The sequence below is a fragment of the Mesorhizobium intechi genome, from assembly GCF_002879535.1.
Lineage (GTDB): Bacteria > Pseudomonadota > Alphaproteobacteria > Rhizobiales > Rhizobiaceae > Mesorhizobium > Mesorhizobium intechi.
Map to the genome: position 1 here is coordinate 52,210 of NZ_PNOT02000107.1, position 21,325 is coordinate 73,534.

Genomic DNA, 21,325 nt, shown 5'->3' on the forward strand with positions numbered 1-21,325 from the left:
AAGGGTGAAGGAGGCACCCCATGAATATTCTCGACCGCTATCACGCCATGGAATACGGTCCGGCGCCTGAAACCCGCAACGAGGCCGATGCTTGGCTTGCCGCGCGCGACTTCGGCAAGGCGCTGTTCATCGACGGCAGCTGGAAAGCCGCTTCCGGCGGCAAGACCTTCGACACCAGCGAGCCGTCTTCCGGCAAGCTGCTGGCCAAGGTTTCCGACGCCAGTGCCGCCGATATCGACGCGGCGGTTGCGGCCGCCACCAAAGCGCTGCCGAAATGGAACGCCAGTTCAGGCTATCAGCGCGCCAAAGTGCTTTATGCCATCGGCCGCGCCATGCAGCGGCATCAGCGCCTGTTCGCGGTGCTTGAGTCCATCGACAACGGCAAGCCGATCCGCGAAAGCCGCGACATCGACGTGCCCCTGGCGATCCGCCATTTCATCCACCACGCCGGCTGGGCGCAGGCGCTGGACAAGGATTTTCCCGGGCACAAGGGAGTCGGCGTCGTCGGCCAGATCATCCCATGGAATTTCCCACTGCTGATGCTGGCCTGGAAGATCGCGCCGGCGCTGGCCGCCGGCTGCACGGTGGTGCTGAAGCCCGCCGAATTCACGCCGCTCACCGCCATCCTGTTCGCCGAGATCTGCGAGCGCGCCGGCGTGCCGAAGGGCGTCGTCAACATCGTGCAGGGCGGACCGGAAGCGGGCGCGGCCATCGTCAACCATCCCGGCATCCAGAAGATCGCCTTCACCGGCTCATCGGAAGTCGGCAAGATCATCAGGAAAGCCACCGCCGGGTCGGGCAAGAAACTGTCGCTGGAGCTCGGCGGCAAATCGGCCTTCATCGTCTTCGAGGATGCCGATCTCGACAGCGCCGTCGAAGGCCTGGTCGACGGCATCTGGTTCAACCAGGGGCAGGTCTGCTGCGCCGGATCGCGGCTCCTTGTGCAGGAAGGCATCGCCGAAGCCCTGATCGCCAAGGTCAAGACGCGGATGAGCCGGCTGCGCGTCGGCGCTCCGCTCGACAAGAACACCGATATCGGTCCGCTGGTCGATCTGACGCAGCTCGACCGCGTCAAGGGTCTGGTCGCCGAAGGCGCGAAGCAGGGCGCCGTCTGCTGGCAGCCGGACGCGGCGCTGCCAGCCTCCGGCTATTATTATCTGCCGACGCTCGCCACCGGCGTTTCGCCGGCTAATATCCTGGCGCAGGAAGAGGTATTTGGGCCAGTTCTGGCGACCATGACCTTCCGCAACACCGAGGAAGCGATCGAGCTTGCCAACAACACGCGCTATGGGCTCGCGGCGAGTGTGTGGAGTGAGAACGTCAACCTCGCGCTCCATGTCGCGCCGCAGCTGAAGGCCGGCGTCGTCTGGGTCAACGGCACCAACATGTTCGATGCCGCCTGCGGTTTTGGCGGCTACCGCGAAAGCGGCTTCGGCCGCGAGGGCGGGCGCGAGGGCATGTTCGAATATCTCGCGGCAAGACTGCCGCTCGGCCCGGTCATCAAGTCGGCAACGGTCTCCGCGCAGCCGGTCGAGCAGGCTGACGGCGCGGCCATCGACCGCACCGCGAAACTGTTCATCGGCGGCAAGCAGGTGCGGCCGGACGGCAATTATTCGCTGGCCGTCGCCACCGCCAAGGGCAAGCTGGCCGGTGAAGTCGGCTTTGGCAACCGCAAGGACATCCGTGACGCGGTTGCCGCCGCGCGCGCCTGCAAAGGCTGGCCGGAAGCCACCGCCTACAATCGCTCGCAAGTGCTTTATTATCTGGCCGAGAATCTTTCCGGCCGCGCTGGCGAGTTTGCCGCCCGTCTCAGCGAGCTGACCGGCGCCAATGCCAAGGCCGCGCGGGAAGAGGTGGAGCAATCGATCGAACGGCTGTTCCTCTATGCCGGCCTTGCCGACAAGTTCGAGGGGCGCGTGCACCAGCCGCCGGCCCGCGCGGTGACGCTGGCGCTGCATGAGCCGGTCGGCGTCGTCGGCATCGTCGCGCCGGACGCTTCGCCGCTGCTAGGCCTGATCTCGCTGGTGGCGCCGGCGCTGGCCATGGGCAACACGGTGGTCGCGGTGCCTTCGGAACGCTATCCGCTGCTCGCCACCGATCTCTACCAGGTGATCGAATATTCCGACGTTCCGGCCGGCGCTATCAACATCGTCACCGGCCGCAGCGCCGAACTTGCCGGCGTGCTGGCCAAGCATGACGATGTCGACGGGCTCTGGGTGTTCGCCGATGCCGAGACCTGCGCCAAGGCGGAAGCCGAGTCCATTGGCAACCTCAAACGCGTCTGGAGCGGCAATGGCCGCGGCCTCGACTGGGCATCCGACGAGGCGGCCGGCGATGCTTTCCTGCGCCGCGCCGTCGAGGTCAAGAATGTCTGGGTGCCTTACGGCGACTGACATTCGCGGGCTGTCGCACTGTGATCGTGTTCGGGCTTGACGCCCGCACATATGTTCTTTAACGAGAAAAAACATCTTTATCAGTGAACTGGCTGCGACACAGGCCGCACAATCGAGCCTGACTGGCACATGACGCCTCGGCCGGCCGCCGATAAAGGCAGTTGACCCAAGCAGGCGAGGAAAAAGGCATGGCGGATCTGGCAGGCAAGGTCGTTGTCATCACGGCGGCGGCGCAAGGCATCGGCAAGGCGAGCGCGCTGGCCTTCGCCAAGACTGGAGCCACCGTCCACGCCACCGACATCAACGAGACGCTTCTCGCCGAACTCGCCAAGACGCCTGGAATCAAGACCCGCAAGTTGGATGTGCTCAACGACGAGGCGGTCAACACCGCCTTCGCCGAGATCGGCCGCGTCGACGTGCTGTTCAACTGCGCCGGCTTCGTCCATTCCGGCTCGATCCTGGAGATGAAGGATGGCGATCTCGATTTCGCCTTCAACCTCAATGTCCGCGCCATGATCCGCACCATCAGGGCCGTGCTGCCCGGCATGCTGGAGCGCGGCGACGGATCGATCGTCAACATGTCTTCCGTTGCCGGCGCCGGCAAAGGCGTGCCGAACCGCTTTGCCTATGGCGTCACCAAGGCCGCTGTCATCGGCCTGACCAAGGCGATTGCCGCCGACTATGTCGGCAAGGGCATACGCTGCAACGCCATCTGCCCAGGCACCGTCGAGAGCCCGTCGCTGCAGGACCGCATGCACGCGCAAGGCGATTATGAGGCGGCCCGCGCCGCCTTCATCGCGCGCCAGCCGATGGGCCGGCTCGGCACGCCGGAGGAAATCGCCGATCTCGCCGTCTACCTGGCCGGCGCGACCTATACGTCCGGGCAGGCCTATAATATCGACGGCGGCTGGTCGATCTGAGATCGGGCCGCGCGCTAACGTTTGCCGGATCGGGAAGTCTGAAAATCCAGGGTGCCGGAACGCCCAACAGCTGTCCGTGCTTGCCCGGGAAGAGGTCGATGGGTACGGTCCGCCCGGCTGCTCGGGGAGCCATCGCCTCGGGGAGAGATTTTGCAAAAGGCCGCGAGGCCGCAACCAGGAGAAGGATTAGATGAAACTGCTGCGCTACGGCGAGGCGGGGAGCGAACGCCCCGGCCTGCTCGATGCGGATGGAACGATCCGCGATCTCTCCGCCCATGTCACCGACATTGCCGGCACCACGCTTCATCCGGCCTCGCTGGAGATGCTGGGCAAGCTTGACGCGAAGTCGCTGCCGGCGGTTTCCGGCAAGCCTCGCCTCGGCCCCTGCGTCGCCGGCACCGGGAAATTCATCTGCATCGGCCTCAACTACTCCGACCACGCCGCCGAAACCGGCGCCACCGTGCCGCCGGAGCCGATCATCTTCATGAAGGCAAGCTCGGCGATCGTCGGTCCCGATGACGACGTGCTGATCCCGCGCGGCTCTCAAAAGACCGACTGGGAAGTCGAGCTCGCCGTGGTTATCGGCAAGACGGCGAAATATGTCAGCGAAGCCGATGCGCTCGACTATGTCGCCGGCTATGCCGTTGCGCATGACGTGTCCGAGCGCGCCTTCCAGGCCGAACGCCAGGGCCAGTGGACCAAGGGCAAGAGCTGCGACACGTTCGGCCCGACCGGCCCGTGGCTGGTGACTAAGGACGAAGTCGCCGATCCGCAGAACCTGAAGATGTGGCTGACCGTCAACGGCAAGACCATGCAGAACGGCTCTACCAAGACCATGGTCTACGGCGTCAAATATCTGGTGTCCTATCTCAGCCAGTTCATGTCGCTGCACCCTGGCGACATCATCTCGACAGGTACCCCGCCCGGTGTTGGCCTCGGCATGAAGCCGCCGGTGTTCCTCAAGGCCGGCGACGTGGTGGAACTGGGCATCGAGGGCCTCGGCCAGCAGAAGCAGACGTTCAAGGCTGATTTGTAGGCGGCGGCTCCTTACCTTGTCCCCTTGCGGGAGAAGGTGGCCTCGCGAAGCGAGGTCGGATGAGGGGTGCTCCAGGGAACGCCGACGTCTCACTTCGCTGAGCACCCCCCATCCGTCTCGGCGCTAACGCGCCGATCCACCTTCCCCCACAAGGGGGGAAGGGAGAGCGCGGTCCCGCGCTACTTGATCGTCTTCCCATCGGCGCCAAACCGATAGGTCTTCGCCGGATCCGGCGTCGCATAAAGCGTCGCGCCCGGCTCGGCGTCATACACGCCAAAGATCCGTACCGTAATCAGCCCGGCCTTTTCGCAATCGAGATAAAGATTGGTGTCGGCGCCGAGATGCTCGGCATGGACCACGGTGCCCTTCCAGCTGCCCGACTTCGGATCGACGGTCAGATGTTCCGGCCGCACGCCGATGGTCTTGGCCGTCTCGCCGAGGCGCGCACCGTCGATGAAATTCATCTTCGGCGAGCCGATGAAGCCGGCCACGAATTCGTTTGCCGGTGAATTGTAGAGCTCCATCGGGCCGCCGATCTGCTCGATGCGGCCGGCGTTGAGCACCACGATCTTGTCGGCCAGCGTCATCGCCTCGACCTGGTCGTGGGTGACGTAGATCATGGTTGCCTTGAGCCGGCGGTGCAGCTGCGCGATCTCAAGCCGCGTGTTGACGCGCAGTGCCGCATCGAGGTTCGACAAAGGCTCGTCAAAGAGGAAAAGCTTGGGCTCGCGCACCACGGCGCGGCCGATGGCGACACGCTGGCGCTGGCCGCCGGAGAGTTCGGCCGGGCGCCTTTCGAGATAGGGCTCCAGCGACAGCATTGACGAGGCAATGCCAATGCGGCGATCGATCTCGGCCGCCGGCGTGCCGGCCTGTTTGAGACCGAGGCCCATATTGTTCTTCACCGTAAGATGCGGATAGAGCGCATAGGTCTGGAAGACCATGGCGATGCCGCGTTTGGCCGGCGGCGTGACGGAGACATCCTGCCCGTCGATGACCACGCGGCCCGAGGTCGAATCCTCCAACCCGGCGATGACCCTGAGCAAGGTCGACTTGCCGCAGCCCGACGGGCCGACGAAGACGACGAATTCGCCATCAGTCACGTCGAGGTTGATGCCCTTCAGCACCTCGACCGGCCCGAAGGCCTTCTTCACATTCTCGATCTTCAGCGAGCCCACAATATTGTTCCTAGCTTTAGAGTTTGACGGCTGCGCCGCTGCGCACGCTCTCGTCGGCGGCAAGGCAGACGGCGAGCGACTTCACCGCGTCGTCCATGTGGCGGGTGAGATCCAGATCCTCGCGGATCGCCTTCAGCACGAAGGCCTGTTCGAGGTCGCAGAGGTCCTGGTGGCCGGGTTCGCCCGCCATCGACAGCATTTCGTCTTGCTTGGCGAATTTTCCGTCGGGACCGGTCGCCGCACTGTGCAGGCGGATGGTCGAGGTCTTGGTGTGGGTATCGATGTCATCCGACTTCACACCTTCCTTCATGACGATCGACACGCAGCCATTCGGCGAGATGACGTCCTTCACGAAGAAGGCGGTTTCGGAAATCATCGGACCCCAGCCGGCCTCATACCAACCGACCGAACCGTCATCGAACAGCACCTGCAGGTGGCCGTAATTGTACATTGCCGGCGCCACCTCCTGCGTCAGCCGCAGTCCCATGCCGCGCACCTCCACCGGCTTCGCGTCGGTGATCTGCAGCATGACGTCGAGGTAGTGCACGCCGCAGTCGACGATCGGCGATGTCGTCCGCATCAATTGCTTGTGCGTCTCCCAGGTATCGCCTGATGATTGCTGGTTGAGGTTCATGCGGAAGACATAGGGACCGCCGAGCTTGCGCGCCTCGGCGATCAGCCTGATCCAGGACGGATGGTGGCGCAAGATATAGCCGATCACCAGCTTCCTGCCGTTGGCCTTGGCGGCCGCGACCACGCGTTCTGCATCAGCCACCGTCGTTGCCAGCGGCTTCTCGACGAAGACGTGGCAACCGGCCTCGAACGCCTTCACGGCGTAGTCGGCATGGCTGTCGGAATAGGTGGCGATGCAGGCGACATCGGGCTTTTCCTCGCGCAGCGCCTCGTCGAAGGAGCGCCTGATGCCATAGCCCGCCAGCCCGTCCGGCAGCGGCACGTCGGAGCGGTTGACGAGGGCCGCGATCTCGAAGCCCGGATTGGTATGATAGGCCAGCGCATGGCTGCGGCCCATATTGCCGAGCCCGGCGACGACGACGCGAAGGGATTGGACCATTTCAATCTACTTTTCTTGCCTGCGGGCCGCGAGAGCCACCCTCACATTCGGCCCCTTTTCATCGGCGGTCTGCAGAGCAGCCTCTTCGCTTTCGCAACGCGCCAGAAGTCCGAAACCGTATGTTTCGATACCCTCTTTGATCAGCGAATATCTCCGGTCATCCGGGATCGAACGATCCAGATTGAGCGCCTCCTCGAATGCCTTGGATTGCTCGTCGCTCATCAGAGAGTCGAGCCGCCAGATGATGTGGCATTTGTATTCCTTCGGCCGGCGCTCCGGACCAAGCCGCCTGAACCAGACAGCGGCGTTGATATAGAATTGCGGCCCCCAGGAAGATTTCTGAAGGTTCAGCAAGCAGATCGTCTCCGGCCATTCCCTGTAGAAATTCGTGGCGCGAACGCCTCGAAATCCATAGCGGCTCGCTGTCTCGACAAGCGCCTGCACGATAATCTTTCGGCCGTCGCTCACTTGACGGCTCCCGACGTGATGCCGCGGATCAGCTGGCGCGAGAAGATGACGTAGAGGATCAGCACAGGCATGATCGCCAGCGAGAGTGCTGCCAGGATGGCGTTCCAGTTGGTGACGAACTGACCGAGGAAGAGCTGCGCGCCGAGCGTCACCGTCTTGGTCTCCTCCGACGGCGCCAGGATCAGCGGGAACCACAGATCATTCCAGATCGGGATCATGGTGAAGACGGCGACCGTCGCCATCGATGGCCGCACCAGCGGCAGCACCAGCCGGAAGAAGATGGTGTATTCCGACAGGCCGTCGATGCGGCCAGCATTCTTGAGATCGTCGGATACCTGCTTCATGAATTCCGACAGGATGAAGACGGCCAGCGGCAGGCCTTGCGCGGTGTAGACCAGGATCAGCGCCGTCAGCGTGTTGACCAGCCCGCTCGCCACCATCAATTGCAGGATGGCGACGGTGCCCAGCCGGATCGGGATCATGATGCCGAGCGCGAGATAGAGCCCCATCAGCGAATTGCCGCGGAAGCGGTATTCCGACAGCGCGAAGGCCGCCATGGCGCCGAACAGCAGCACGAAGAACAGCGAGGCGACAGTGACGACAAGGCTGTTTTGGAAGTAGTGGATGAAGTCGCCCTGGCCGATCACCGTGGTGTAGCCGATCAGGTCGAATGTCTTCGGCGTCGGCGGCGTCAGCGGCGCGCCGAAGATGCCGGCGCGGGACTTGAACGAGTTCATGATGACCAGGATCACCGGAAACAGCGCGATCGCGGTGTAGGTCAACAGGATCGCGTGGGCGCCGATGGTGCGGGGCAGCGAACGGGTGGCGGTGCTCATCTCTTGCCCTCAGAACTGGTAGCGACGCAGGCGCGTCTGGACGAGGAAGAGGTAGACGCAGACGCCGCCGAGGATGATCAGGAACATCATCGTGGCGATGGCCGCGCCCATATTGGGATCGCCGACCTGCAGCTGGAAGCCGAAGAAGGCGCGATAAAGGAAGGTGCCGAGAATATCGGTCGAATAGTTCGGCCCGGCGAGCGCGCCCTGCGCGGTGTAGATCAGGTCGAAGGCGTTGAAATTGCCGACGAAGGTGAGGATGGAGATGATGCCGATCGACGGCAGGATCAGCGGCAGTTTGATCTTCCAGAACTGCGACAGGCCGGTTATGCCGTCGCATTCGGCGGCCTCGATCACCTCGTCGGGGATCGACAGGAGTGCAGCGTAGATCAGCATCATCGGGATACCGACGAACTGCCAGACCGAGATCAGGCTGAGCGCGGTAAGCGCGTATTCTTCCTTGCCGAGCCACGGCGTGAACAGGCTTTTCAGGCCAACCAGGTCCATCATGTGCGGCGCCACGCCCCAGAGGGGCGAGAGGATCAGCTTCCAGGCGAAGCCGACGATGACGAAGGACAGGATGGTCGGCACGAAGATCGCCGTGCGGTAGAAGGCCGCGAATCTAAGCCTCGGGCTGGACAGGAGGGCTGCCAGCATGACGCCGATCGGGTTCTGCACCAGCATATGGATGATGAAGAACCAGACGTTGTTGCGCAGCGCGTTCCAGAAATTCACCGACCAGTTGGGGTCGCCGAACAGGGTGCGGAAATTGTCCAGTCCGACAAAGACCTGGTGCTGCTCGATGTTGCGGAACAGCGACAGCTGCAGCGTACCGGCGAGCGGCAGGATCATGATTGCCGTATAGACGAGCACGGCCGGCGCCAGGAAGATGGCGATATGCCAGCGGAACGGTCTTTTCGGTCGGATATCTGCGGCCATGAGTTCGGTTCCCGCCGTCTCTCGGTTCCAGACGATGTTGTTGCTAGATGATGCCTCGATGCTCGGCCCAGACATCCTTGCCGGTGCGGCAAGAACGGAGGCCTGCGACTGGTCAGCTAGCCTTCCCCAAGACGAGCAAGGGTAAGGCCACGAGGCGGCGCCGACAATCGCCATCTGAACGGGGTATTCGGAACCGGCCAGGCATGCGCCCGGCCGGCTCCGTTGCCTGAGCTGTTACTTCGCCGGCTTATACCAGCTGTCGAGACCGGTCTGCAGCTTCTTGGCCGCGGCTTCCGGCGTGTCGGTGCCGTTGATAACGTTGGCCGATTCAACCCAGGTCTCGTTTTCGAGGTTCGGCGTGCCGCGCGACAGGATCTGGTAGGTCGAGCGGATCGTCGACTTGCATTTGCCGCGCCAGGAGACGAATTCCTGCGCCAGCGGGTCCGCCATCTTCACCGGCGAGGAGTTCAGGCTGAAGAAGCCCGGCAGCGCGTTGGCGTAGATGGTGGCGAAGTCAGGCGAGGCCACCCAGGACAGGAAGGTCTTGGCGGCGTCGGCATGCTTTGAGGCGGCATTCAGGCCCATGCCGATATCGGTATGGTCGGAGATGTAGCAGGTGTCGCCGGCCTTCTCGACCGGCGGCGGGAAGGCGCCCATCTTGAACTGGGCCTGGGTGTTGAACAGGCCGATTTCCCACGAGCCGGCCGGGTAGATGGCGGCGCGGCCGAGCGTGAACAGGTTCTGGCTGTCCGGATAGGTCTGCGCCTCGAAGCCGTCGCCGAGATATGGCTTCCACTTGGCCAGTTCCTCATAGGGAGCGACCCAGTCCTTGTCGGTGAGCTTCTGCGTGCCCTTGATCAGCGCAGCGCGGCCGTCCTCGCCCTTCCAGTAGTTGGGGCCGATGTTCTGGTAGCCCATGGTCGCGGCTTCCCAGAGGTCCTTGGTGCCCATCGCCATCGGGATGTAGGTGCCGTCGGCCTTGATCTTGTCGAGCGCGGCGAAGAACTCGTCGCGGGTCGTCGGCACCTTGATGCCGAGCTTGTCGAAGGCATCCTTGTTGTAGATGAAGCCGTGGATGACGGACGCCATCGGCACGCAGAAGCTCGCCTTGCCGTCATCGGTCTGCCAGGCGGATTTGGCGACGGGCGAGAAGTTCTCCATGCCGGGCAGCGCCGAGAGATCGGCGAGGTTGCCCTTCTTGTAGAGTTCAAGCGACTTGTCGAAGGGGCGGCAGGTGATCAGGTCGCCAGCCGAGCCGGCGGCGAGCTTGGCGCCAAGGGCGGCGTCATATTCGGTCGGCGCCGATGGCGCGAACACCACCTTGATGCCGGGATTCTTGGCTTCGAAGGCCGGGATCAACTTGTCCTTCCAGATGGCAAGGTCGTCGCCGCGCCAGCTTTCGATGTTGAGCGTTACGTCCTCGGCGTGAGCCAACCCGGCCGAGCCGAGAATGCTGGTGCCCAGAAGCAGTGCCGTCAGTAATTTCGTTGTCATGCTCAGTCTCCCTGTTGACCTTTTTCAGGTTCGGTTTTGATGAGAACAGAGGCTTTTGACCCCTTGCTCCCCTCGCAAGCCCGTTTCGTCCCGATGGAAATCGGGATGAAATAGGCCCTACTTCCTTGTTCGAGCATGATCTTTTCCGGGATCATGCTCGAGCCTGGAAAGGGCTGGCCGCAGCTTCTGGCCGGCCTCTTCCAGTATCTTGTGCGCCGCATCGGCGCTGTCGGCGCCGGCGGCGAGCAGAATGGCGGTCTTGACCGCGCCGCCGCTCTTTTCGAGCAGCCGGGCGGCTTCGTCCCTGTCGCGCCCGCTGATGGCGGCGACGATGCGCGCGGCGCGGTCGCGCAGCTTTATGTTGTCGGCCGTGAGATTGACCATGTAGCCATCATGGACATGGCCGAGATGGACGGCGGTCAGCGTCGACAGCATGTTGAGCGCGATCTTCTGCGCGGTGCCGGCGCCCATGCGCGTCGAGCCGGCGATCACTTCCGGCGGCGTTTCGAGCAGGATGGCGATTTCCGCCTGACGAAGCAGGGCCGAGTCCCGATTGTTGGCAATGCCGATGGTGGCCGCACCCCGGCTGGCAGCTTCCTCGATGGCGCGCACCGCATAGGGCGTGGTGCCACTGGCGGAAAGGGCGATCAGGCAATCGCCCGCGCCGATGCCGGCCTTGGCGACCGCCACCGCGGCTTCCTCCGTATCGTCCTCTGGGCCGCCGGCCAGCGTCTTGAAGGCCTCGTCGCCGCCGGCGATCAGGATGGCAATACGGTCGCGCCGGATGCCGAACGTGCCGGGAAGTTCCAGGGCGTCGGCCAGCGCCATCAGGCCGGAACTGCCGGCCGCGGCATAGGCAAGCTTGCCGCCACCGCTCAGTCGCCCGGCGATGATCTCGGCTGCCTTGGCGATGGCGGGGATGGCGTTGCGGACCGCCTTTGCGGCTTCGATCTGCGCATCGGCCAGCGAAACAAGGATGGCTTCCGGGGCCTGGATATCCAGCCCCTCGGCATTTCTGTGAAGCGCTTCGGTGCGCGTTTCAGCCATCAGCGTTCCTCCGATACCGGAACAATACCAAAAAAATACCACTTGTCCACACGCATTAACGAAATCGCGGACAGGAAATCGCTGAGCCGACGAAAAATGCAGGGCTTTCAGTAGAATACGGCTTAATCTTTTTGAAACGGAAATTAACCCTTGGCTATTGGTATTTTATTGGTATTATCCGCCCGGAGGAGAAATCGCGTGAAATTCGTGCTCGGCATCGATGGCGGCGGCACCAGTTGCAGGGCCGCCCTGGCAACGGTTGAAGGTACGGTCATTGGCCGTGCCAAAAGCGGCGCCGCCAACATCCGCACCGACCTCACCGGCGCGCGCTCGAACATCGTCGATGCCGCGCGGCAGGCTTTCATCGCCGCCGGGCAGGATGCCGAACTCATCCCGCAAACGCCGGCCGTTCTCGGCCTTGCCGGTGCCAATGTCGGCACCTACCGGCAGCAGCTCGAAGCCATCCTGCCGTTCAGCATCAGCCGCGTCGAGACCGATGCCGAGATCGCGCTCGAAGGGGCCGTCGGCTCCGGCGACGGCGCCATGGCCATCCTCGGCACCGGCACCGCCTATATGGCGCGCAAGGATGGCACGTCGCGTGCCATCGGCGGCTGGGGCTTCCAGGTCGGCGACCAGGGCAGCGGCGCCCGCATCGGCCGCGACCTGCTCGAACAGACGCTGCTTGCCCATGACGGCGTGCGCACGGCTTCGCCGCTGACCGACGCCATGATGGCCATCTTCCGCAACAATCCCGAGGACGTGGTCGAATTCACCACCAATGCCAAGCCGGGCGATTTCGGCGGCTTCGCGCCCAAAGTGTTCGAGCATGCGCAAAAGGGCGATGCCGTCGCCAACTGGATCGTCGACAAGGCGGTCGGCGATGTCGAGGCCTCGCTGGGCGCACTCGGCCTTTCGGACGACGCGCCGCTTTGCCTGCTTGGCGGACTGGCGCCGCTTTATGCGCCGCGCCTGTCGGCGCGCTACCGGGCACTGCTCAAGCCGCCGCTCGACGACGCGCTGGGCGGCGCGGTGCAGATGGCGGTCCGGCTTTTCGCCAGGCCGGTGGAGGCAGCGCGATGAGCGACGCCGCCGACCAGATCTTCGCCACGCTGAAGCAATCCGCGCAAAGCGGCGCGCCGCTTTACCTGCAGCTGCGCAAAAGCATCGAGGACGCGGTCAACCGTGGGCTGATCGGGCCGGGCGATGCGCTGCCCTCCGAGCGAGATATCGCCACCAAGGCCGACATTTCGCGCGTCACCGTGCGCAAGGCGGTGCAGGACCTGGTCAAGGGCGGCATCCTCGTGCAGCGCCACGGCTCCGGTACCTTCGTCGCGCCGCGCATGGAACGCGTCGAGCAATCGCTGTCGCGGTTGACCTCGTTTACCGAAGACATGGCGCGGCGCGGCATGGCGGTGCGTTCGGCATGGCTGGACCGCGGCCTCTACGCGCCCTCGCCCGACGAGATGATGGTGCTTGGCCTGTCGTCGAGCGAGCTGGTGGCGCGCGTGGCTCGCCTGCGCATTGCCAACGACACCCCCCTGGCGATCGAACGCGCCTCGCTGTCGGCCAGTGCGTTGCCCGACCCGGCGGGCATCGGCTCCTCGCTCTATGCCGCGCTGGAATTGACCGGCAACCGGCCGGTGCGGGCGGTGCAGCGCATCTCAGCCGCCAATCTCGGCGACAGCGATGCACGCCTGCTCGAGGTGCCGGCCGGTGTCGCCGGCCTGCATATCGAACGCATCTCCTACCTGGCGAGCGGCAAGGTGATCGAATTCACCCGATCCATCTACCGGGGCGACGCCTATGATTTCGTCGCCGAACTGCGGCTGACAGGGCCGAACGAAGAGGGCCGACCATGATCTCCAACATCACCCATATGCAGCGCGAGATCGAGGAGATCCCCGAGGCCGTCGCCCGCCTGCTCGACGGCTCCGGCGCCGTGCTCGCCGAAGCCGGGCGCGGTATCAAGGAGCGCGAGCCGCATTTCGTCGTCACCGTCGCGCGCGGCTCGTCCGATCATGCGGCGACCTTCATGAAATATGCCGTGGAGCTGACCGCGGGCCTCGCCGTCGCCTCGGTCGGTCCGTCCATCGCCTCGATCTATGGCCGCAAGCTGAGGCTCGACGGCTCGGCGTGTCTCGCGATCTCGCAATCGGGCAAGAGCCCCGACATCGTCGCCATGGCTGAAACCGCCCGCGCCGGCGGCTCGCTGACCATCGCAGTCACCAACACCGCCGACTCGCCGCTGGCGCGCGCCTCGGACTATGCGATCGACATCCTTGCCGGACCCGAGCGCAGCGTCGCGGCGACCAAGACCTTCGTCAATTCCGCCGTCGCCGGTCTCGCTTTGATGGCGCATTCCACCGGCGACGAAGCGCTTCTGGCAGCGCTGGCCCGCTTGCCCGCGCATTTCGGCAAGGCGATCGCCTGCGACTGGATGAGCGTGCTGGCCGAAACCATCGAGAAGCAGAAATCGCTGTTCATCCTTGGCCGCGGCCCGTCGGCGGCAATGGCCAACGAGGCGGCGCTAAAGTTCAAGGAAACCTGCGGCATGCATGCCGAGGCCTATAGCGCGGCCGAGGTCATGCACGGTCCGCTGGCGCTGATCGGCCCCGACTTTCCGGTGCTGGCGCTGGCCGCGCGCGATGCCTCGGAACCGTCCGTCGCCGAGGCGGCCGACGGGTTGGCGGCAAAGGGGGCGCCGGTGTTCGTCACCTCGGCGCTTGCCAACCGCGCCACCCGCCTGCCGCATGTCGCCACCGGTCACCCGCTGACCGATCCGCTGACGCTGATCGTTTCGTTCTACGTGTTCGTCGAGGCCTTCGCGCGCCATCGCGGCCTCGATCCGGACACGCCGCGCAATCTTCGCAAGGTGACGGAGACCGTATGAGCGACCGTTTTGCCCTGACTGGCGCCCGCATTTTCGATGGTGACGACTGGCATGACGATGCGGCACTCGTCGTGCGCGACGGGCTGGTCGAGGCTATTTCGCCCTCTGGCGCTATCCCCTCCGATATCCGCACCGCCGACACCGGTGGCGGCATGCTGGTGCCGGGCTTCGTCGACATCCAGGTCAATGGCGGCGGCGGCGTCATGCTCAACGATCATCCAGATGTCGCCTCGATCGAAACCATATGCCGGGCGCATGCGCCCTTCGGCACGACGGCGCTGCTGCCGACGCTGATCACCGACACGCCCGCGATCACCGCTGCCGCCATCGCCGCCGGCGAGGCCGCCGCGCAGCAAAAGGTGCCGGGCTTCCTCGGCCTGCATCTCGAAGGCCCGCATCTGTCGATCGCGCGCAAGGGCGCGCATGATCCGGCACTGATCCGGCCGATGACGGATGCCGACCAGGCGACGCTGATCGCGGCGCGGCCGAAACTGCCGGTGCTGCTCACCACGATCGCGCCGGAATCCGTCGATCCGGCGCGCGTTGCGGCCTTGGCCAAGGCCGGCATCATCGTCAGCCTCGGTCATTCCGACACGGGCTACGCCACGGCAAAAGCCTTCGCCGAAGCCGGTGCCGGCGTGGTCACCCATCTGTTCAACGCGATGAGCCAGATCGGCAACCGCGAGCCTGGCCTCGTCGGTGCGGCCATCGGCATCGGCACATTGTCCGCCGGGCTGATCGCCGACGGCATCCATGTCCATCCGGCAACCATCCGCATCGCGCTCGACGCCAAACAGGGACCGGGCAAGATCGTGCTGGTCACCGATGCGATGGCGACGATCGGCACCGCCATGACCTCGTTCACGCTCAACGGCCGCACCATCCACCGCAAGGACGGGAGCCTCCGGCTTGCCGACGGCACGCTGGCCGGCGCCGATCTCGACATGATCTCGGCTGTCCGGTTCATGCACGATGTCGTCGGTGTCGATCTGTCCGAGGCCTTGCGCATGGCCTCGCTCTATCCGGCGCAGGCGATCGGCCAGTCGCACCGGCTTGGCCGCCTGGCCCACGGCACGGCGGCCGACATCGTTGCGCTGTCGGACGATCTTGGCATAGGAAGCGTCTGGATCGGCGGCGACAAGGTGTTCGAGGCCGGCGCTTCACGCTGAAGGCGGGGCCATGCAGACAATCGATTGTGTCGTCGCCGGAGCGGGCGTCGTCGGGCTTGCCGTCGCCAGGGCGCTTGCCGCGTCGGGCCGCGAGGTGGTGGTGATCGAGCAGGCGGATGCGATCGGCACCGTCACCAGTTCACGCAATTCCGAAGTCATCCATGCCGGGCTCCATTATGCGCCCGGAAGCCTGAAGGCCCGGCTCTGCGTCGAAGGGCGCCGGCGTCTCTACGCCTACTGCGCCGAGCACGACATCGCCCACAAGCGTACCGGCAAGCTGATCGTCGCCAGCGAGCCAAGCCAGACCGATGGATTGCGCAGGATCGAGGCCAATGCGCGACGCTGCGGGGTCGACGACCTCCAACTCCTGATGCCTGACGAAGCCGTCAGCCTGGAGCCGGCACTGACCTGCGCCGGCGCGCTCCTGTCGCCGTCGACGGGCATTGTCGACAGCCATGCGCTGATGCTGTCGTTGCGCGGCGAGGCGGAAGCCGCCGGTGCGTCCTTTGCGTTCCTGACCACCGTTGCCGGGGCGACGATCGAGGCCGACGGGATCCGGATCGAAACGCGCGATGCCGCTGGCGGGACCTTCGCCCTCCAGGCCGGCGCCTTCGTCAATTCCGCGGGCCTCGAGGCGCAGGCCGTGGCCGCCCGGATCGAGGGTTTCCCAAGGGATTTCATCCCCCGGCAGAGGCTGGCGCGCGGGAATTACTTCGCGCTTCCCGGTCGCTCGCCGTTTTCGCGGCTGATCTATCCGGTTCCGGTCGAAGGTGGCCTCGGCGTCCATCTGACGCTCGACCTTGGCGGCGGTGCGCGCTTCGGGCCCGATGTCGAATGGATCGACCGTGTCGATTACACGGTCGATCCCGGCCGAAGCGCCGTCTTCGACGAAGCGATCCGGCGCTATTGGCCCGACCTTGCCGACGGCGCCCTGCAGCCGGCCTATGCCGGCGTCAGGCCGAAATTGTCTGGTCCCGGCCAGCCTGCCGCCGATTTCATGATCCAGGGTCCGGGCGATCATGGCGCCGGGCGGATCGTCAATCTGTTCGGCATTGAAAGCCCCGGCCTGACGGCAAGCCTGGCCATCGCCGATCATGTCGTCGAACTGCTGTACCCGCGATAGCGGGCGCGGCCAGGAATTTGTCGTCGCAAGCGGCGGTTATGAAACCTTTTGATTTCGAGCTCGTTGTCGGGGCGTATGTCCGAGGCGAAACTCAGACCCAGACCGGCCGACGGCATCGAACCGCGCGGCGCCCCCAAGCCGCGACGGCGGCTTGACGATCGCTCACGCGCCGAGCAGCCGCGCGAAAAGAAGCCAGGCAACGAGAAGATATCGACCGTCGAGGCGGCCGCGTCCGGGACTGCCGGCGAAGCTCCGCCGCCGGAAGCCGCCGAACCCGATGCCCAACTGACGCCCGAGCAGGCAGAGCAGGCGCGCAAGAAGTACCTGCTGAAGCGATTCTGGATCAGCGGACGCGGCTATTGGGGGCGGCACGGCGACAAGCTCGGCTGGCCGTTGACGGTCGCACTGCTGATCCTCATCGTCGTCAATCTCGGCTTCCAGTACGGGATCAATGTCTGGAACCGCTCGATCTTCGACGCCATCGAGAAGCGCGACGCCCACACCGTCTATTTCCTGAGCGCCGTGTTCGTGCCTGTCGTGCTTGGCAGCCTCAGCCTCGTCGTCGCGCAGGTCTATCTGCGCATGACCATGCAGCGCCGCTGGCGCTCCTGGCTGACCGACGCGGTGATAGCGCGCTGGCTCGCCAACGGCCGCTACTACCAGCTGAATCTCGTGCAGGGCGACCACCAGAACCCCGAGGCCCGCCTCTCGGAAGATCTGCGTGTCGCCACCGAGGCCCCGATCGATTTCGTTGCCGGCGTGATGGTCGCCATCCTTTCGGCGTCGACCTTCATCGTGGTGCTGTGGACGATTGGCGGGGCGTTGAGCTTCACCCTGGGGGGCTCGACCTTCACCGTGCCCGGCTTCCTCGTCGTCACGGCGGTGATCTATGCCGCGATCACCTCAACCTCGATGTTCGTCATTGGCCGCGATTTCGTGCGGCTGTCCGAAGAGAAGAACCAGACGGAAGCCGAATTCCGCTACGTGCTGACGCGCGTGCGCGAAAACGGCGAGAGCATCGCTCTGCTTGGCGGCGAGGAGGAGGAACGCAGCGGCATCGACAGGACCTTCGCCAGCGTGCTGAAGCGCTGGGCGCAACTGACCGGCCAGCATATGCGCACGGCCCTTGTCTCGCAGGGCTCGAGCCTATTCGCCCCCGTCGTGCCGGTCTTGCTGTGTGCTCCAAAGTTCCTCGAAGGCTCGATGTCGCTCGGCCAGGTCATGCAGGCGGCCTCCGCCTTCGCCATCGTGCAGGGCGCTTTCGGCTGGCTGGTCGACAATTATCCGCGCCTCGCCGACTGGAACGCCTCCGCGCGCCGCATCGCTTCGCTGATGATGTCGCTCGACGGGCTGGAGCGCGCCGAGCAGAGCGACGAGCTCGGGCGCATTCAGCACGGCGAGACCAAGGGCGATACGATGCTTTCCCTCAACGAGCTCTGCGTGACGCTCGACGACGGCACGTCTGTGGTCAAGGAGACGGAGGTCGCCGTCGAACGGGGCGAACGGGTGCTGGTTTCAGGCGAATCCGGCTCGGGCAAGTCAACGCTGGTGCGGGCGATCGCCGGCCTGTGGCCGTGGGGAAGCGGCAGCGTCAATTTCCATCCCGACAAGCGGTTGTTCATGCTGCCGCAGCGGCCCTACATCCCTTCGGGCACGCTGCGCCGGGTGGTCGCCTACCCAGCGGCCCCCAACAAGTGGAAGCTCGAGCAGATCAAGGCCGCCCTCGACAAGGTCGGCCTCGGCCACCTCGCCGGCCGGATCAAGGAGGAAGCGCCCTGGGACCAGACGCTGTCGGGCGGCGAAAAACAGCGTGTCGCCTTCGCGCGCCTTCTGCTGCATCGCCCCGACATCGTCGTGCTGGACGAGGCAACGTCGGCGCTGGACGAAAAGAGCCAGGACCAGATGATGCAAACGGTGATCCGCGAGCTGCCTGAGGTGACCATCGTCAGCGTGGCGCATCGCGCCGAGCTGGAAGCATTCCACACCCGCAAGATCACCCTGGAGCGACGCAAGGGCGGCGCGAAACTGGTCGGGGATATCGACCTCGTGGCGCGCAACCGCAAACTCGGCCTGTTTCAGCGCGCCTTGTGGGGCTCCGGCACGAGGACCGAGAAGCCGCGTAAGACGACGTAGCGGAGAGTCACCCCACGACCTGGGACGTGTAGAGATCCTTGTAGGTCTCGCGCAGAAGGTTCTTCTGGACCTTGCCCATCGTGTTGCGCGGCAATTCGTCGACGAAGATCACCTGCTTCGGGTGCTTGTACCTGGCCAGGCGCCCGGCGATGGCGCCGAGGATTTCGGCTCCGCCGATCGCCGCCCCCGGCACCCGCACGACGACCGCGGTGACGCCTTCGCCGAAATCCGGATGGGCGACGCCGATGACGGCGCTTTCGCTCACTCCATCAAGCGCGTCGATCTCGCTTTCCAGTTCCTTCGGATAGATGTTGTAGCCGCCCGATATGATCAGGTCCTTGCCGCGGCCGACGATATGGACATAGCCATCGGTGTCGACCATGCCGAGATCGCCCGTTATGAAGAAACCGTCGGTGCGGAATTCCGCCTTGGTCTTTTCCGGCATGCGCCAGTAGCCGCCAAAAACGTTCGGACCCTTGACCTCGATCATGCCGACCTCGCCCTGGGCCAGCGGCTTGCCGCTGTCCGGGTCGGTGATGCGCAGCGACACCCCAGGCAAGGGGAAGCCGACCGTGCCGGCGCGCCGTTCGCCCTCATAGGGGTTCGAGGTGTTCATGTTGGTCTCGGTCATGCCATAGCGTTCGAGGATGGCGTGGCCGGTGCGCTCGCGCCAGGCTTTGTGCGTGTCGGCCAGCAGCGGCGCCGAACCGGATACGAACAGACGGATGGTCTTCGTCGCCGGTCGGTCCAGTCCATCCTGCTGCAGCAGCCGCACATAGAAGGTCGGCACGCCCATCAGCGCCGTGGCGCGCGGCAGCAGCGCGACGATGCGGGCCGGATCGAACTTCCGTTCGAACAGCATCGAGGCGCCCGCCATCAGGACGACATTGGTGGCGACGAACAGCCCATGGGTGTGGAAGATCGGCAAAGCGTGGATCAGCACGTCGCCCGGGGTGAAGCGCCATTGCTCGACCAGCACCCGTGCATTCGAGGCCAGGTTTTCGTGACTGAGCATGGCGCCTTTCGAGCGGCCTGTCGTTCCCGACGTGTAGAGGATTGCCGCGAGATCGTCCGGCCCGCGCGCCACATCGTGAAAATCCGACGCCAGACGCGAGGCCTGGTCCGCCAGCGATCCCCGGCCATCGCGGTCGAGCGTGACGACGACGGCGCCGGAGGGCTCGACCATGCGGCCGATATCGGCCGCCTTTGCCGGATCGCAGACGATGACGCGCGGCGCTGCATCCGAGAAGAAATAGCCGAGCTCGGTCAGCGTGTAGGCGGTGTTGAGTGGCAGGAAGACGGCACCGGCGCGCACGCAGGCGAGATAGAGCAGCAGCGCCTCCGGGCTCTTCTCGACCTGCACGGCGACCCGGTCTCCGGGCTCGACATCCAACTGCAGGAGCGCATGCGCGAGCTGCGCCGACCGCGCCAGCATGTCGCCGTAGACGAGCGCGCGCCCGTCATCGGTTTCCATCAACAGATGCCCTGCCGCCGGCATCCGAGACCGGAACGCGTCGAACAGATGATTGCTCATGAAGTCTTCCCGCAGTGACGGCAATGGCGACGCCGCCAGCGCCTTTAGGGCGATGAGTCGGCGGCGAAGAGTTCGCGTTTCCCGGCCATGCCGTCAAGGCCGCAAACGGCGGCCGGCAGGTCATGCCCGCCGAAAGGTCGCGAAGGATCGCGACAAGGCGCCAGGGGAAAAGATCGTTACCGGCGGGCGCGTGCGGCCGACGCGGCGACCTTTGAGACTTCGCCTTGCTTGAAACGCTCCATGCATATGGAAGCGGTCAGCTGATAGTGCTCGATCAAGGCCTGGACCGCGCCGTCGGCGTTGCCGTCCAGCGCGCATTCGGCAATCAGCCGGTGTTCGGCGAAATCGTCCCGCGGGATGCTTTCGCCGTCATTGGCCATTTGCCGGTAGCGATAGGCGTGATCGGAAAGCTGATCGCAGAAACCCACCAGCCAGTGCGACCGGCAGGCAGAAATCAGCACCCGATGGAAGGTGCGGTGCAGTTTCTCCCAGTCGGGATCGAGCGGCGTGGCATTTTGCGGCGAACGACGTGAGGCGCGGCCCAGGCGATGCAGCGCCAGCACCAGCTGTTCTTCCCATTCGGCGGTGCGGTGGGCGATGGACTCGCGAAGCGCCCGCTCCTCGAGCCAGCAGCGGGTGCGCGTCAGCTCGTCGAGCTCCGCCGCACTGACCGGCATGATGAAAAAACCACGCTGGTCGTGGCGACCAAGAAGTCCTTCGGATGCAAGACGATTGAGAGCTTCGCGAACCGGTGAAGCGCCGGCGCCATATTTGGAAACAACCCACTCGACCCGCAACTTGCTTTCGGTTCCAAGAGCGCCGCTGAGCAGATCCTCCCGCAATTGTTGGTAGACCGTACTGGCAAGGGTGCTCTTGGATCCTGTGCCGTCGTCGTTCAGGTTGGCAGCTCCGTATGTCAAGGTCGACTCCTTGTCCCAATTTTCCGGGCAATGCGAGTCCGAGAAGAACCTTCCGTACGTGTACCATACCGTGTCTGCGTCACGGGGCTCAAGCAGAAGATGGCGCTATTGTACTTAAGCACAAAGGAATATACCTCGATCCGCATCTGATCGCGGAAGGTTGCGCATCTCTA

18 protein-coding genes are annotated in these 21,325 nt (G+C 64.7%); 9 read left to right on the top strand and 9 right to left on the bottom strand.

Translation table 11 applies throughout. The features are described from left to right. Window positions 1–20: 20 nt before the first annotated feature. From C1D09_RS09595 to C1D09_RS09605, 3 genes are all read left to right on the top strand, one after another. Window positions 21–2,393 carry an aldehyde dehydrogenase family protein gene (locus C1D09_RS09595; RefSeq protein WP_143974035.1) on the top strand — a complete coding sequence of 791 codons (2,373 nt, stop codon included), beginning with the start codon at window positions 21–23 and terminating at the stop codon, window positions 2,391–2,393. Between the two features lie 188 nt (window positions 2,394–2,581). Beyond that, window positions 2,582–3,313: an SDR family oxidoreductase gene (locus tag C1D09_RS09600; RefSeq protein WP_032932457.1), complete on the top strand. Its 732-nt coding sequence runs from the start codon at window positions 2,582–2,584 to the stop codon at window positions 3,311–3,313. Between the two features lie 190 nt (window positions 3,314–3,503). Continuing rightward, window positions 3,504–4,349, top strand: a complete 846-nt coding sequence (locus C1D09_RS09605) for a fumarylacetoacetate hydrolase family protein (protein WP_143974036.1) — start codon at window positions 3,504–3,506, stop codon at window positions 4,347–4,349. A gap of 179 nt (window positions 4,350–4,528) precedes the next feature. Here C1D09_RS09605 and C1D09_RS09610 read toward each other — a convergent pair whose 3' ends face one another. The 7 genes from C1D09_RS09610 to C1D09_RS09640 all read right to left on the bottom strand — a co-directional run bounded on the left by C1D09_RS09610 (window position 4,529) and on the right by C1D09_RS09640 (window position 11,383). After that, window positions 4,529–5,527 carry an ABC transporter ATP-binding protein gene (locus C1D09_RS09610; RefSeq protein ID WP_143974037.1) on the bottom strand — a complete coding sequence of 333 codons (999 nt, stop codon included), beginning with the start codon at window positions 5,525–5,527 and terminating at the stop codon, window positions 4,529–4,531. A 16-nt stretch (window positions 5,528–5,543) separates the two neighbouring features. Beyond that, on the bottom strand, window positions 5,544–6,599 hold the full coding sequence (locus C1D09_RS09615; RefSeq protein ID WP_143974038.1) for a Gfo/Idh/MocA family protein: 1,056 nt from the start codon (window positions 6,597–6,599) through the stop codon (window positions 5,544–5,546). 6 nt (window positions 6,600–6,605) lie between these two features. After that, entirely contained in the window at window positions 6,606–7,067 is a 462-nt protein-coding gene (locus C1D09_RS09620; RefSeq protein WP_143974039.1) for a DUF4304 domain-containing protein, read from the bottom strand. Then, complete coding sequence (locus tag C1D09_RS09625) at window positions 7,064–7,903, bottom strand: carbohydrate ABC transporter permease (protein WP_010912697.1); 840 nt, start codon at window positions 7,901–7,903, stop codon at window positions 7,064–7,066. The genes C1D09_RS09620 and C1D09_RS09625 overlap by 4 nt, the downstream gene beginning before the upstream one ends. Before the next feature lie 9 nt (window positions 7,904–7,912). Next, window positions 7,913–8,842: a carbohydrate ABC transporter permease gene (locus C1D09_RS09630; RefSeq protein WP_143974040.1), complete on the bottom strand. Its 930-nt coding sequence runs from the start codon at window positions 8,840–8,842 to the stop codon at window positions 7,913–7,915. A 234-nt stretch (window positions 8,843–9,076) separates the two neighbouring features. Next, a complete protein-coding gene (locus tag C1D09_RS09635) occupies window positions 9,077–10,336 on the bottom strand; it encodes an ABC transporter substrate-binding protein (RefSeq protein ID WP_143974041.1) in 1,260 nt (419 codons plus the stop codon). Window positions 10,337–10,453: 117 nt separating this feature from the next. After that, window positions 10,454–11,383: an N-acetylmuramic acid 6-phosphate etherase gene (locus C1D09_RS09640; protein ID WP_167514546.1), complete on the bottom strand. Its 930-nt coding sequence runs from the start codon at window positions 11,381–11,383 to the stop codon at window positions 10,454–10,456. Between the two features lie 198 nt (window positions 11,384–11,581). Between C1D09_RS09640 and C1D09_RS09645 the strand changes: the two genes are divergently transcribed. The 6 genes from C1D09_RS09645 to C1D09_RS09670 all read left to right on the top strand — a co-directional run bounded on the left by C1D09_RS09645 (window position 11,582) and on the right by C1D09_RS09670 (window position 18,698). Further along, window positions 11,582–12,463 (top strand): glucosamine kinase nucleotide-binding domain-containing protein, encoded by an 882-nt coding sequence (locus C1D09_RS09645; RefSeq protein WP_143974042.1) that lies wholly within the window; start codon window positions 11,582–11,584, stop codon window positions 12,461–12,463. Then, window positions 12,460–13,242: a GntR family transcriptional regulator gene (locus tag C1D09_RS09650; RefSeq protein WP_143974043.1), complete on the top strand. Its 783-nt coding sequence runs from the start codon at window positions 12,460–12,462 to the stop codon at window positions 13,240–13,242. Before C1D09_RS09645 ends, C1D09_RS09650 begins: the two co-directional genes overlap by 4 nt. Next, window positions 13,239–14,273, top strand: a complete 1,035-nt coding sequence (locus C1D09_RS09655; protein ID WP_143974044.1) for an SIS domain-containing protein — start codon at window positions 13,239–13,241, stop codon at window positions 14,271–14,273. The genes C1D09_RS09650 and C1D09_RS09655 overlap by 4 nt, the downstream gene beginning before the upstream one ends. Next, window positions 14,270–15,442 (top strand): N-acetylglucosamine-6-phosphate deacetylase, encoded by a 1,173-nt coding sequence (nagA, locus tag C1D09_RS09660; RefSeq protein WP_143974045.1) that lies wholly within the window; start codon window positions 14,270–14,272, stop codon window positions 15,440–15,442. Before C1D09_RS09655 ends, nagA begins: the two co-directional genes overlap by 4 nt. A gap of 10 nt (window positions 15,443–15,452) precedes the next feature. Further along, a complete protein-coding gene (locus C1D09_RS09665; RefSeq protein ID WP_143974046.1) occupies window positions 15,453–16,565 on the top strand; it encodes an NAD(P)/FAD-dependent oxidoreductase in 1,113 nt (370 codons plus the stop codon). Between the two features lie 75 nt (window positions 16,566–16,640). Next, window positions 16,641–18,698 (top strand): ABC transporter ATP-binding protein/permease, encoded by a 2,058-nt coding sequence (locus tag C1D09_RS09670; protein WP_143974047.1) that lies wholly within the window; start codon window positions 16,641–16,643, stop codon window positions 18,696–18,698. A gap of 7 nt (window positions 18,699–18,705) precedes the next feature. Here the strand turns inward: C1D09_RS09670 and C1D09_RS09675 are convergent, their stop codons facing one another. Together C1D09_RS09675 and C1D09_RS09680 are read right to left on the bottom strand one after the other, a co-directional pair. Next, window positions 18,706–20,232, bottom strand: coding sequence for a malonate--CoA ligase (locus C1D09_RS09675; protein WP_143974048.1), 1,527 nt, complete (start codon window positions 20,230–20,232; stop codon window positions 18,706–18,708). A 176-nt stretch (window positions 20,233–20,408) separates the two neighbouring features. Continuing rightward, window positions 20,409–21,152, bottom strand: a complete 744-nt coding sequence (locus tag C1D09_RS09680; RefSeq protein WP_143974049.1) for a GntR family transcriptional regulator — start codon at window positions 21,150–21,152, stop codon at window positions 20,409–20,411. Window positions 21,153–21,325: the final 173 nt, after the last annotated feature.

Bases quoted from the DNA above. Each gene is read 5' to 3' on its own strand.
- C1D09_RS09595 (WP_143974035.1), top strand. From the start codon at position 21: ATGAATATTCTCGACCGCTATCACGCCATGGAATACGGTCCGGCGCCT.
- C1D09_RS09600 (WP_032932457.1), top strand. From the start codon at position 2,582: ATGGCGGATCTGGCAGGCAAGGTCGTTGTCATCACGGCGGCGGCGCAA.
- C1D09_RS09605 (WP_143974036.1), top strand. From the start codon at position 3,504: ATGAAACTGCTGCGCTACGGCGAGGCGGGGAGCGAACGCCCCGGCCTG.
- C1D09_RS09615 (WP_143974038.1), bottom strand. From the start codon at position 6,599: ATGGTCCAATCCCTTCGCGTCGTCGTCGCCGGGCTCGGCAATATGGGC.
- C1D09_RS09625 (WP_010912697.1), bottom strand. From the start codon at position 7,903: ATGAGCACCGCCACCCGTTCGCTGCCCCGCACCATCGGCGCCCACGCG.
- C1D09_RS09630 (WP_143974040.1), bottom strand. From the start codon at position 8,842: ATGGCCGCAGATATCCGACCGAAAAGACCGTTCCGCTGGCATATCGCC.
- C1D09_RS09635 (WP_143974041.1), bottom strand. From the start codon at position 10,336: ATGACAACGAAATTACTGACGGCACTGCTTCTGGGCACCAGCATTCTC.
- C1D09_RS09640 (WP_167514546.1), bottom strand. From the start codon at position 11,383: ATGGCTGAAACGCGCACCGAAGCGCTTCACAGAAATGCCGAGGGGCTG.
- C1D09_RS09650 (WP_143974043.1), top strand. From the start codon at position 12,460: ATGAGCGACGCCGCCGACCAGATCTTCGCCACGCTGAAGCAATCCGCG.
- C1D09_RS09655 (WP_143974044.1), top strand. From the start codon at position 13,239: ATGATCTCCAACATCACCCATATGCAGCGCGAGATCGAGGAGATCCCC.
- nagA (WP_143974045.1), top strand. From the start codon at position 14,270: ATGAGCGACCGTTTTGCCCTGACTGGCGCCCGCATTTTCGATGGTGAC.
- C1D09_RS09665 (WP_143974046.1), top strand. From the start codon at position 15,453: ATGCAGACAATCGATTGTGTCGTCGCCGGAGCGGGCGTCGTCGGGCTT.
- C1D09_RS09670 (WP_143974047.1), top strand. From the start codon at position 16,641: ATGTCCGAGGCGAAACTCAGACCCAGACCGGCCGACGGCATCGAACCG.
- C1D09_RS09675 (WP_143974048.1), bottom strand. From the start codon at position 20,232: ATGAGCAATCATCTGTTCGACGCGTTCCGGTCTCGGATGCCGGCGGCA.